Consider the following 13,489-nt stretch of genomic DNA (forward strand, 5'->3'; position numbering starts at 1 on the left):
ATAAAAACGAGGTAGATACTATTCTCTATCTCGTTTTATTTTACTATTTATTATTCAAAGTCAGAATAATAATTAGCTAACTTGTTCGTTATAATCTTATCTAATATATTAATATCACTATAAACATCAATATTTAAAGCAACTAACTTTTGCTTAATATCCGTTGCCGACTCTGAAAAGAATAATGTCGGTAAATGAAAATAACTTCCAGCAAGACTCTGATTACGCTCAGTTAAATAATGCACCGTATAATCAAAAATACGCTGCTGAATCATAATCGCTTGATCTAATGAGCTAACATTAAAGGCCAGCGGTGTTGCCCAATCTAAGTGCTGCCCTTGGTAGGTTACCAAAGGTTGAATTAATGCTTCACTTTGTCCTTGAGTAGACACTAATGCTTGTGCTAATGCCATTGATGCATCAATAACTTCAACATTTAACGGCAACATCCCTTGTGCTTTAAATCGCTGACAACTGGAGGCTGTTAAAGCTAATGGTAATTCAGTACAGCCCAATATCACTTTAGTACAACCTTGTTTAGCAATCTCATCACATATCACTTCACATAGTAGTGTTTCTGCTTGCTGAGTAATTTTAGCCGTTTTAATACCAAAATCAGGATTGTAAATAGCTTCCATTATCTTCACTTGGTTCTCAACAGCAGGCTGTGTCGCTTTAATTCCTTGCTCGGTTAAAGCTGTTTGATATAACCCTGACTCTATCAGACTATTAACGCCCATGACTAATACAGTATCTTGGTAACCTTGTAACGACGTTGCTGTTTGTTTAATCATATCAACAAAAGTTACTGGTATATCAGGCAATATCCGTCGAAATAATTCATGGGCGCTATTGCAAGCAAGACCAAGACGATCAACCGCTAAATATTGCATTAAGCGTAATGTATATACTGCGGTGTCAAATTTACGTAATTCAGGTATATCTGTTGGTAGCCATTGTTGCAGTATTTCTTGAGGCTTATAAGCTAAACGTGCATTACCAAAGGCAACAAATTGACATTCTTTATGCTCAGGCAATGAAGAAATTTTAGCCATTAAATCAACCATCGCTTCATTGCCCATTCCACCAATGATACCAATACGTGATTGTTTAAAATTATCCTTAATTTTCATAAGCTCAATGACTCATATTTATAATCGAAGTCGACAACTTATAGAATAACGGGCGTTTTTACTTTGATAAGTATAATGAAGAGTGCAAATATATTGATTAATATGTTAGTAAATATTTCAAAAATATAAACCCTTTAATAACACCTATATTGATCAAATGACAGCCAATAAAAAAGCAGCTTTAATAAAAGCTGCTTTTTTGTCGTAAGTATCAACTAAAACAATTACTTATCGTCAATTGTTTCTTCTGATGGCTCAACGCCACGGTGGTTGATCTGTAATGCTTGTAAAAAATTACGTAGCACCTGATCTTTACAGTCACGGTAATGTTTATGATCAACTTTACGGAAAAAAGCACTTAATTCATGCTTACTTAAACGAAAATCAACCAATTTAAACAAATCAAGTACGTCATCTGCTTTCAGGTTTAGTGCAATTTGTAATTTTCTAAAAATAATATTATTTGTGATTTTTTGCTCTGGCGCAGGCTGTTCACCTTCTTTCTTGCCACGCTTTTGATTAATAAAGCCATTTAAGAAAGTAGCAACTTGTTCATCAGAACAGCTCTTATAACCTTCTGCATCATCAGCTTTTAACCAACTGCAAACTTGCTCACGCGTTACTTCACAATCAGCAGCAGCAAAAATAGCGATCATTTCGCTATCATTTAAATCAAAAGTATAGCGAACACGGCGCAAAACATCGTTATTAGTCACAATTTATCCAATTTAGTATGCTGTGGTTGTAATAATCACAGCGAAATTATCAGCGCAGAATAACAGATAATTCATCGCTATTCACTCGAATCAAGCAGCTTTTGTACATCAAGCGTAGCAATTAATGCTTTATTGAGTGGCGTTTTCTCTGTTGTGATTAGTAACTTTCCAGCACCATACCAATGAATTCCTTCCCATTGTGAATAATTACCTAATCGCTTATAAATGCCCGTTGACCAATCTGGTTTATCATCCTTCACTTTTACAAGCCAAATAAATGAATAACCTAGATATATATTTCGGCGATAACCAATAAACGCCAATGTTGCTGTTTCAGGATTATAATCAACCCCTGTAATTAACCCTTTACTAGGGTATTCAGCGACCGGATTTAAATGCTGGACTTTATTTACTTCGCCTTTATCTATTTGATAAAGTCGAGTTTTCTCATCTTTCCAGTTTTTTGAAAATAACCATATCTGGTCACCAACAACCGTAATGGCTTCACTGTCATAGTTATGTTTGTTAAACCAACCTTTAGTAAAATCATTATATTGAAATTGTATTTTTGCCGCTGGTGTTACTGCTTGTTGTTGATTGAGGCCTTTTTGCTCTATTTTATAAATAACACCACCATTGCGTATAGTAAGGTTATTACCAATATCGCCAACATATAAAAATTGCTGATCTTGCGCTAAATCTTCCCAATCATAATTACGACTATTATTTACTTTTACGATTTGTGCAATACCCGTCATATCATGATTTAAACGATAAAGTTTATTATCACCATACGTATCGTTATGCGTCCAAATATCACCATTAATAATAGCCAAACCAGAGGTTTCGCTTATCTTTTTAGGCATATATGCCAAAATATCCACATAAAGAACATTACGTACAAAATAAGTGGCACCAAGACTACATAACAGCAGTAATAACACTACTGACAATCCAACAACAATTCTTTTTATTATCAGCATATTACCCGTATGAATTATATCTTTAAAAATTAATATCCTTGTATACTATCATTATATTGCGCGTATGAAAAACAGGAAAAAAACATACAAAAACCTGATATAAATAAGCAAATTTCACCATTACCAACCATAATTAATCTTAAACATATAAATTCCGTTCACTTCGGTATGGCAGCTAAATAATGATTAATATTCCACACCTCATTAAATATAAATACGGGCTCGCCGCATTGTGTTTACTATTAGTAAGTTTCCAGACTCATGCTGTTCAATTAGCACCACTTAGTGGCTCTGAATATGTGGGTGATTTAGCTGAATTAGAAAAAAAGCGGGTATTGCGAGTATTGGTTGCAGCAGATCTCGGTTTTTACTATATAGAAGATGGTATAACTAAAGGTATTATTGCCGATTTATTGCAGCATTTTGAGAAAGACATTCATAAAACACACCCAAAAATGCACTTACAAATTATTCCTGTCCATCGAGATAAATTGTTACCTTATATAATTAAAGGCTTAGGCGACTTAGCCATTGCCAATATTACAATAACAACTGAACGTAAAAAACAAGTTGATTTTAGTCAACCTGTACTTACCAATATATCAGAAGTACTTATTAACAATATTAAACAGCCCCCCTTTAACAAAGTAACCGATTTAAGTGGTAAAACAATCTGGGTGAGAAAAAGTTCGAGTTACTATCAAAGTTTACTCAAAATTAATAATAAATTGCGCATGCAAAACTTACCACCCGCATCAATATTGTTTATTGATGAAACACTACAAGATTATGAATTATTAGAACTTATAAATTTAGAACTACTCAATGCAACAGTGATAGATAACCACAAAATAAAAATCTGGCAACCCATATTAAAAAATATCCGTGTTAATGATCATTTTGTTTTACGTAATGACGGTCAAATAGCTTGGGCGATACGTAAAGATAGCCCCAACCTAATGGCACTGGTTAATCGCTATATTGATACAGTAAAAGAAGGGACATTAATAGGTAATATTATTTACAGTAAATATATTGAAAACCATCGTTGGCTTAATACACTACTTGATCCTAATAATATCGATAAAATGGAAAGTTTATCGCATATTTTCTTTCGCTATTCAAAACAATACGACTTTGATTATTTAATGTTAATGGCGCAAGGTTTTCAAGAATCAGGGCTAAATCAACATAAAGTATCAAACAAAGGTGCCGTCGGTATCATGCAGGTACTACCCAGCACTGCTCGTGACCCTAGTGTAGATATTCCTAATATATATACATCAAAAAACAATATTCATGCTGGTGTAAAATATATGCGTTATTTACAAGACCAATATTTTAGCAGTGATGAAATTGATTATGATAATAAAATGTATCTCTCACTCGCTGCTTACAATGCAGGCCCTGGCAATATCAATAAAATGCGGCGTTACGCCAAAGAACAAGGTTATAACCCTAACGTTTGGTTTAATAATGTTGAACTTATTACCCGTAAACATATTGGATCACAACCGATTGTCTATGTGAATAACATCAATCGTTATTTCATTGTTTACAAACAAATAATGAAACTACAACGTTTCCGTGACTCTGGTATTCGCCCTTTTATTCCACCCTATAGATTTGATGCTCCAGTGTTATTTAAATAGCACATCAAAAATCAGTCATAATCACCATTAGCAATATGCACAATAGTGATTATGATTTTAAATTAGGTAGTGATAAATGTTTAGTTCGGCGATCATGTTTATGGAAATACCATAATTTACGGTTTTTGGATGATTTTTTCATTACAGCACCTGTAACAAGACTAATAGAGTAAATATCATTCTATTATCTATTGATAATGTAAATTAATACCAGTCGCAATCATAACTCATATTTCCAATATTACATTTTAATATTAGTACGATAAATTCACTCACAATATTAACATTACTCTTTACCCTTCCAGATAGAAAATACTTAATTTAAAAAACTTTGCCTCATAATAAGCCATAACAACCTAATTAACTTAAATATTTCAATCATATAACATGAAACAAATCACAAAACATAATGGAGTTACATTCAGTGTCTTCATTATTATTCTTATTTTTATCACCATATTCAAACAAATAGCAAGCGATTGCGCAAACGTGAAAAATTAGTTTTTGTCAATTGCAAAAAAAACTACTGGATTAAAAATGCGATATATATCACTTTATCGAAGAATGAAATCATTCAGCATACACACATAAACAGATAATAATCACACTGAGCACAATCCAATATGGTCTATTTACACTTTATACTCGGGTTAGTCGTTATTGCAGTATTAGCTTTACTTGCCAGCAACAACCGAAAGAACATCAAATATCGCTATATTATTCAGCTACTTATAATAGAGCTAGCACTTGCTTACTTCCTACTCAACTCATCAGCAGGTACAGGTATTGTAAAAGAGTTTGCAGATGCATTTAATGGTTTACTCTCATTTGCAGGTGATGGTACTAATTTTGTGTTCGGTAATTTATCGAATAACAATGATTTTAACTTCTTCCTAAGTGTATTAATGCCGATTGTTTTCATTTCCGCATTAATTGGTATTCTGCAACATATCAAAGTATTACCTTACATCATTAAAGCGTTAGGTTTCTTGTTATCTAAAGTCAATGGCATGGGCAAACTAGAATCATTCAATGCAATCAGTGCATTAATGGTTGGTCAGTCTGAAAACTTTATCACGTATAAAAACATTTTAGGCGGAATGTCAGAGCGTCGTATGTACACCCTTGCAGCGACGGCAATGTCAACGGTTTCTATGTCTATCGTTGGCTCATACATGAAGCTTATCGACCCAAAATATGTTGTTGCTGCATTGTTTTTAAACATGTTCAGTACCTTCATCATTCTGTCTATTATCAATCCTTACGATCACGAAGCTGAGATGGATATTGATGAAATGATGGCAGCAGAAAGTAGTGAAACACTGACTTTCTTTGAGATGCTGGGTGAATATATTTTAATGGGCTTTAAGGTTGCTGTTATTGTTGCGGCGATGCTTATCGGTTTCATTGCACTCATTTCAATGATCAATGCAGGCTTTGATGCAGCATTTGGCATCAGCTTCCAAAACTTAATTGGCTACTTATTCTACCCTGTTGCATGGTTAATGGGCGTTCCTGCTCATGAGGCATTACAAGCTGGTAGTATTATGGCAACCAAACTTGTAACTAATGAATTTGTTGCAATGATGGACCTTCAAAAACAAGTAGGTACTTTGTCTGCGCACACTGTTGGTACGGTTTCTATCTTCCTTGTGTCATTCGCAAACTTCAGTTCTATCGGTATTATTGCTGGTGCGGTTAAAGGTGTGAACGAAGAGAAAGGTAATATGGTTGCTCGCTTTGGCTTACGCCTACTTTATGGCTCAACCTTAGTTAGTATTTTATCTGCATTAATTGCCAACATTATGCTATAGCAGTATCAATGGCAGGGTTTATTAAGCCCTGCCATTTAATTATATAAGAATCAACATCTTCAATTTTTCATCCCAGCCTACAACCTCTATTTTTCACTAATATGCGATTTATTCCACTGCACTTAATTAAATAAGTAATATTAACTTCCAATTTTAGCCTCTTTCATTTGTATGATAAATAATTTAGATTTTATGCTACTCATCACATTAAATTCGATTTAGCGAAAACATGTCCTGAGCCGATCAACAATTATAACCATGAGGCTTATATGTCAAATAAAACCATTTCAGGTGCAGAACTTGTCGTTGAAACCCTAAAGGCACATGACGTTCCCCACATTTTTGGTATTCCTGGTGCTAAAATCGATGCTGTGTTTGATGCCGTATGTGATAACGGTCCTGAAATCATTATTTGTCACCACGAACAAAACGCAGCTTTCATGGCAGCCGCAACAGGTCGTTTAACAGGCAAAGCTGGTGTTTGTCTTGCAACCTCAGGTCCTGGCGCATCAAATCTCGTGACTGGTGTTGCTACGGCAAATAGTGAAGGTGATCCTGTTGTTGCACTTGCTGGTGCGGTTCCCCTTTCGATGTATTCCCATAATACGCACCAATCAATGGATACTCGTTCTCTGTTTAACCCTATTACTAAGTTTTCCGCTGAAGTAATGGACAGTGCTTCTGTACCTGATGTCGTGCATAAAGCATTTCGTATTTCAGAACAACCAACTCAAGGTGCAAGTTTTGTTAGCCTTCCTCAGGATGTACTAACCAACCAAATCCCTTTTATTCCAGTACAACAACCAAAACCAATTTTATTTGGTGGTGCGCACCCACAAGCTATCCGTCAAGCGGCTGATCTTATTAACGCAGCTAAAAATCCAGTATTATTATTAGGTATGGATGCGAGTCAGCCTTTTGTTACAGGTGCTATTCGTCAATTACTTGAACAAACTAAAATTGCCGTGGTAAATACTTTTGCTGCTGCAGGTGTCATTTCACATAATTTATATGATTGTTTTCTTGGTCGTGTGGGTTTATTTAAAAACCAACCAGGTGATATTGCATTAAACAATGCTGATTTAATTATTACTATTGGTTATAGCCCAATTGAATACGATCCAATCTTATGGAATAAAGACGGTAAAACACCTATTATCCATGTGGGTTATCAACAAGCTGATTTAGAAGCTAGCTATAACCCAATTTCGGAAGTCGTTGGTGATCTTGCGGTCTCTGTTGCTTCTATTGCTGCTGAATTAGATCAACGTGAATCACTTGAAAATAATCAGAAATTTCAAGATTTACGTCAAGACCTACAACAGATTATGCGCATGGGTGTTAATAAAACATCATCAATGGGTGTCCATCCATTACGTTTTGTTCATGACTTACGCCAGTTTGTAAGTGACGATACCACAGTATGCTGTGATGTGGGCTCTATCTATATTTGGATGGCACGTTACTTCCACTCTTTTGAACCACGCCGCTTGTTGTTCAGCAACGGTCAACAAACATTAGGTGTTGCTTTACCTTGGGCTATCGCTGCATCACTACTGACACCAAATGAAAAAGTTATTTCAATGTCTGGTGATGGTGGCTTCTTATTTTCATCGATGGAATTGGCAACCGCAGTTCGTCATAAATGTAATATTGTTCACTTTGTTTGGACAGATCACAGCTATGACATGGTTAAAATTCAGCAGCTTAAAAAATATGGTCGTGAAAGTGCAGTGAGCTTTATGGGCCCAGATATTGTTAAGTATGCCGAAAGTTTTGGTGCTTATGGTTTAGCTATTAATACTGCTGATGATATTGAACCAGTACTACGAAAAGCAATGGCATTAAGCGGTCCTGTATTAGTTAACGTTAATATTGACTACCGTGATAATAGCCGTCTACTTGATCAACTTCACCCTTGCCAACAAGATTAATAGGACAACATCATGAGTCAGCAACCTAACGAAAAGACATTTTACCAAACCTCAATGATGAGTGCTTTAATTGCAGGTTTATACCAAGGCGATTTTACAATTGGTCAACTACTTGACCATGGTAACTTTGGCATTGGTACCTTTAATGACCTTGACGGTGAAATGATTGTTTTAGGTGATGAAGTATATCAACTAACCAGTACTGGTGAAGTACATCTAGTTAATCATGATATTACTACGCCCTTTGCTTCAGTGGTTAATTTTGAACCAACTGAAAAAGTAAGTCTTATTGAACAAACTAAAGCTGAGTTTGAAACGTGCTTAGAAAATGATTTTGTTGCCAATAATGCTATTAATGCGATTCGCTTAACGGGTAAATTTTCATACGTTAAAACACGTACCGTACCAGCACAACATCGCCCTTATCCGCCAATGGTAGAAGTCGTAAAACATCAACCTATTGCAGAAATGACCCATGTCTCAGGTGTAATGATCGGCTTTAAGATTCCTGAATACATGATCGGTATTAATGTTCCAGGATTCCACTTCCATTTCATTAGCGATGACCGTACTCAAGGTGGTCATGTGAGTGACTTCATTTTGACAGAAGGTACAGCTGAAGTTGAAATCTTCAAAGATTTCCATTTACGTATGCCTGCATCTCAAGAATTTGATCGTGCAGATTTAAATCCTGATGATCTAAAAGCGGCTATTCATACCACAGAAAAATAATTTCTAAGTTAATATTCCCTTAAGCCTTATTATTTAAAATAATGGGGCTTTTTTTTATCCATTTTAAAAACATGATTGACAATACCTAAGACACTCTCTATTATCCGCGCCAACTAAAGCAAACGATTACATTAGATTGCTTTTTTGCCAAAAAATACGCCACAATCGTACAGCTGATCCCCATCAGTTGTCTTTCTATTTTTATAAATATGAGAGACTTTGATTTTGGGATTGATTATGCACACGAACACACAAACAACCAACACCTCCCCTCGCCACACTGATTGGCAAAATAAAGCCATTTTAAGCGTTGCTTTTTTAATGGCAACAACCTCTGTAGGGCCTGGCTTCTTAACGCAAACCGCGGTATTTACCAATATTTATAATATAGATATGGCTTTCCCTGTTTTTGCTTCTATGTTTATTACCTTTGGTATAGTAATGAACCTATGGCGTATCGTTGGTGTTTCAGGTTTACGTATTCAAGATATTGCCAATAAAGTTGCACCAGGCATGGGATACGTCATTGGTATTTTATTGGCGCTTGGAGCCGTTGCATTCAACTTTGGTAATGTAAGTGGCTCAGCACTAGGCATGAATGTTCTAATGGGACTAGACACCACGTGGGGCGCTATTTTCACTGGTGTTATCGGTAGCCTGCTATTTATTGTCCATAATGCATCAAAACGAATGGATCAAATGGCGCGTTACTTAGGGCTATTAATGATTGTACTCATTGCCTATGTCGCCCTGACTAATTTACCCCCTCTCGCGCCAACAGTCTTAGCGGCAGTCGCTCCATCTGATTTTTCTAATTTACTGTTACCAACATTAACCATCGTTGGCGGTGCTGTTGGCGGTTATTACACCGGTGCTCAACGTTTAATTGATGTTAAGTTACAAGGTATAGAAAATACGAAAATCGTTACTAAAGCTGCATGGGCAGGGATATCAATTGCCGTAATTATTCGTATTTTATTATTTTGTGCGGTGTTAGGTATCATCACAACGGGTGTCACATTAGATCCAGCCAACCCTGCAGCAGATGCATTCCGCCACGGAGCAGGTGATATTGGTTACTTTATCTTTGGACTCGTGTTATTTGTTGCATCAATTACCTCGGTCGTTGGTAATTCATACATGGCAATATCCCTTATAAAAACTCTTTTTCCTATTGTTGCTCGTAATGAAAAAACATGGTGTGTTGGATTTATTATCCTGACAACGGTAGGAACTGTATTGATGAATATGCCAATTTTGTTACTGATGTTAGCTGGTCTTGTTAACAGCGTTATTCTACCAATCGTACTCGCCACCATGCTGGCAGCAACACGACAGAAAAAAATTGTTGGCGATTACAAACACCCACTTTATCTGACCGCAATTGGTATCACTATTGTAATTGTCATGGGCTTAGCTAGCTTATCCAATATCAGTGGTTTTATTAATAAATTCATAGGGTAACATGTGCCACATACGCTCTTATGGGTATCTAAGTTTATCAATTAATTAATGGTTGGTATTCACAATATTACGCACTAATCTAGTGATAGATCTATTATAAATATAATAAATATCAATATAAAACACACTAATGGTTGTCATTAGGTATAGGTTTTAGTTATATTAGAGGCACACCATTGCAGTCATTCTTATGGAGATAGATAAGATATGGCTTATATCCATAATAATAAATTAAGATGAATCGTTAAATAATGAATATAAAGATTGAAACTCTTAGCTCATTTATTGCTGCTGCCGAATATGGTTCGTTTAGTGCTGCTGCACGACAGCTAAATAAAACTCAAGCTGCAGTTAGCCTCACTATCCAAAATTTTGAAATTGACTTAGGATTTCAAGTATTTGACCGTTCAAGTAAATGCCCTCGCCTTACTGAAAAAGGAGAGCATGTACTCAAGAATGCAAAAATAATGATGGCGCAATATCAAACATTTCTTGAGCGTTCTTTATCTATATATCATATGAATGATGTAAAAATAAAGGTCGGTATCGACCCACTGGTTTGCAATGACAAAATTCTATCAATAATCAAAAGATTATCATCTGATCTACCTAATATTGAATTGTTTATTATGCAACAAAATAGTAAGCGTTTAGCAGAAGAGATCAAAGCTAAAAATCTCGATATTGCACTAGGTATCTTTGACCATGAAAATAAAATTAACCTAGAGTATACGCAAGCATTTAATATCAATGTAAGCTGGGTCGCAACTCAATCTTACCTTGATAAATTTAATGACGGAGCAACAACATTAAGTTACCAAGACTTCTGTCAGCAGCGTCTGTTAATTCCAGCATCTTTAGATTCATTACCATTTGAAGAAGCTAAAGCAGCATTACAATTGTGGCATGTTGAAGATATCCATACAATTTTATCACTATGCCGTGAAGATATTGGTATTTGTTGTTTACCGGATTTTGTATTACAACATGATCTTAAGAATGAACTAGTGAAGAAACTTAACCTTTCATTTAGTAAAATCACCAGCAATGTATGGTCAGCATCTCTAATTTATCCTATTGGCTCTCAATTAAGCCCAGCTATCCACTGGCTTCAGGGGCAATTTACTGAGATTGAATCATTTTAAATTATTACCATTTAGCATGAGCTTCTTCGCTCATGCTATTTTTTTATAAATTGCTCTTCTTGAATTCTCACACCATAAGAATCATCACCATTAATTAAATCTCTTCCCCCCCTCTTCTCTACTCTACAAATTGTATAGTTATGCATATAAATTGCAGACATAAATAGCTTTATTATATGAGTAATTTAACGCCACCATTCTTTACCATGATCTATTATCACAGTTAATTATTACCATACAGTAAAGGTTATTTGTTTTTATTGGCATTGTTATTAAATAAACTAGTAATATAATAGTCACTATTGGCTCAACAGAGATATTTTAAAAAAAATACCCGTGTTTAGTTCACAGAACTTGAATTTTGACTGATTTAATTGTCTTATATCAAAGAAATTCATCACATATAAGATATCAGGTAGCCGCCCTGCGTGTTGTGGCTAATAAAAAGTCATTTTGTAGCAACGGATCAGCTCATAGCTTTAATGATGGAAAGACCATCCCCTGAGAATGATATCTAGGGTTCACTTTTTGAGGTATTCGTTATGTCACGAATCGTTATTGTAGGTGGCGGTGCTGCCGGTATAGAACTATCTACATTGTTAGCCAAAGCTAATCGTAAAGAACATGAAATCATTTTGGTTGAACCAGAAACAGATCACTATTGGAAGCCACGTCTGCATGAAATTGCAGCGGGTACTTTTGATCGTGAACTAGATGCTGTGTGTTATTTCACTCATGGTGCAATCAATGGCTACCAACATTATCAAGCAGCGATGACTGATATAGATCGTGAAAATAAAATGCTAGCTGTTCGCCGTAATGATGGTACAGAAGCAATGGTTAAATACGATTACCTAGTTGTTGCTGTTGGCGCAGTAAGTAATGATTTTAATACAACAGGCGCTCGCGATAACTGTATTTTCCTTGATTCAGCTAGCCAAGCACGTCATGCATGGCACAAAATCAGTCAATTATTACGCGAAGGTAATGATCGTACTGTCAATATTGTAGGCGCTGGTGCAACAGGTGTTGAACTTGCAGCAGAGCTTGCGCGAGTAAGTCATAAGCTACAACGCTACAACGCAGCAAAACTAACCATTAACTTAATTGAAGCTGCAGATCGTGTGCTACCAAATAGCCCACTAAAGATGTCAGAAAAAGTATTAAAAGAACTTAAACGTACTAATATTAATGTACTACTTAATACTCGTATCAGTGAAGTTTCTGATCACGGTATGGTTACGGCTGACAATCAAGCATTAGACGCTGATATTCAATTTTGGGCTGCTGGTGTGAAAGCACCAGATTGGTTAAACGGTCTTGGTGGTTTAGAATATAATCGCATGAACCAGATTTTGGTTAACCCGAACCTAACCACCACGATTGATAGCAGTATCTTCTCTTTAGGCGATTGTGCATCAATTCCACAAGCTGATGGTAGTTTTGTACCACCTAAAGCTCAAGCAGCAAACCGCGCAGCAGTTCACTTAACGAAAAGCTTAACCAATTTATTACGTGGTAAAGAACTGACTGATTTTGAATTCAAAGATGGCGGTATGGTTGTCGCGGTTGGTCACCACTTTGCTGTTGGCTCATTTGCCCCACAATCAAAAATGGCAAATAAATTAGTCTTTAAAGGTCGTATTATTCGTCGTCTTTACGATACGATTTTCCGTCTTCACCAACGTACTGTTGAAGGCTTATTTACTGTATCACGTTTAATCATTACCAAACGCTTAAAGGCATTATTCCAGCCTAGTGGTATGCTATAAACCAGCATAATAAATATTCGGCTAATCATTATTAGCCGAATATAATACCTAATGCCTAATGCCTAATACCTAATACCTAATACCTAATACCTAATACCTAATACCTAATACCTAATACCTAATACCTAATACCTAATACCTAAT

The 13,489-nt window shown here is 35.7% G+C and carries 10 protein-coding genes; 7 read left to right on the forward strand and 3 right to left on the reverse strand.

Annotated features, from left to right (window positions below; translation table 11 throughout):
* Window positions 1-50: 50 nt before the first annotated feature.
* From C9I86_RS03790 to C9I86_RS03800, 3 genes are all read right to left on the reverse strand, one after another.
* Window positions 51-1,133, reverse strand: coding sequence for an aspartate/glutamate racemase family protein (locus tag C9I86_RS03790; protein WP_107275694.1), 1,083 nt, complete (start codon window positions 1,131-1,133; stop codon window positions 51-53).
* A gap of 224 nt (window positions 1,134-1,357) precedes the next feature.
* On the reverse strand, window positions 1,358-1,849 hold the full coding sequence (locus C9I86_RS03795) for a DUF1456 family protein (protein WP_080157749.1): 492 nt from the start codon (window positions 1,847-1,849) through the stop codon (window positions 1,358-1,360).
* Between the two features lie 77 nt (window positions 1,850-1,926).
* The gene (locus C9I86_RS03800) at window positions 1,927-2,832 is read right to left on the reverse strand and encodes a hypothetical protein (RefSeq protein WP_080157750.1); all 906 of its coding nucleotides are present in this window, start codon (window positions 2,830-2,832) and stop codon (window positions 1,927-1,929) included.
* A gap of 182 nt (window positions 2,833-3,014) precedes the next feature.
* Between C9I86_RS03800 and C9I86_RS03805 the strand changes: the two genes are divergently transcribed.
* From C9I86_RS03805 to C9I86_RS03835, 7 genes are all read left to right on the forward strand, one after another.
* Window positions 3,015-4,484, forward strand: coding sequence for a lytic transglycosylase F (locus tag C9I86_RS03805; protein ID WP_107275695.1), 1,470 nt, complete (start codon window positions 3,015-3,017; stop codon window positions 4,482-4,484).
* 623 nt (window positions 4,485-5,107) lie between these two features.
* Window positions 5,108-6,298, forward strand: coding sequence for a NupC/NupG family nucleoside CNT transporter (locus C9I86_RS03810; protein WP_107275696.1), 1,191 nt, complete (start codon window positions 5,108-5,110; stop codon window positions 6,296-6,298).
* A gap of 269 nt (window positions 6,299-6,567) precedes the next feature.
* Entirely contained in the window at window positions 6,568-8,232 is a 1,665-nt protein-coding gene (alsS, locus tag C9I86_RS03815; protein ID WP_080157753.1) for an acetolactate synthase AlsS, read from the forward strand.
* 12 nt (window positions 8,233-8,244) lie between these two features.
* Window positions 8,245-8,964 (forward strand): acetolactate decarboxylase, encoded by a 720-nt coding sequence (budA, locus tag C9I86_RS03820; RefSeq protein WP_045038424.1) that lies wholly within the window; start codon window positions 8,245-8,247, stop codon window positions 8,962-8,964.
* A 237-nt stretch (window positions 8,965-9,201) separates the two neighbouring features.
* The gene (locus C9I86_RS03825) at window positions 9,202-10,428 is read left to right on the forward strand and encodes an NRAMP family divalent metal transporter (protein WP_080157754.1); all 1,227 of its coding nucleotides are present in this window, start codon (window positions 9,202-9,204) and stop codon (window positions 10,426-10,428) included.
* A 251-nt stretch (window positions 10,429-10,679) separates the two neighbouring features.
* Window positions 10,680-11,573 (forward strand): LysR family transcriptional regulator, encoded by an 894-nt coding sequence (locus tag C9I86_RS03830; RefSeq protein WP_080157755.1) that lies wholly within the window; start codon window positions 10,680-10,682, stop codon window positions 11,571-11,573.
* A 542-nt stretch (window positions 11,574-12,115) separates the two neighbouring features.
* Window positions 12,116-13,345 (forward strand): NAD(P)/FAD-dependent oxidoreductase, encoded by a 1,230-nt coding sequence (locus tag C9I86_RS03835; RefSeq protein WP_080157756.1) that lies wholly within the window; start codon window positions 12,116-12,118, stop codon window positions 13,343-13,345.
* Window positions 13,346-13,489 lie beyond the last annotated feature (144 nt).

It is taken from the genome of Photobacterium sp. NCIMB 13483, assembly GCF_003025475.1.
Taxonomy (GTDB): domain Bacteria; phylum Pseudomonadota; class Gammaproteobacteria; order Enterobacterales; family Vibrionaceae; genus Photobacterium; species Photobacterium piscicola.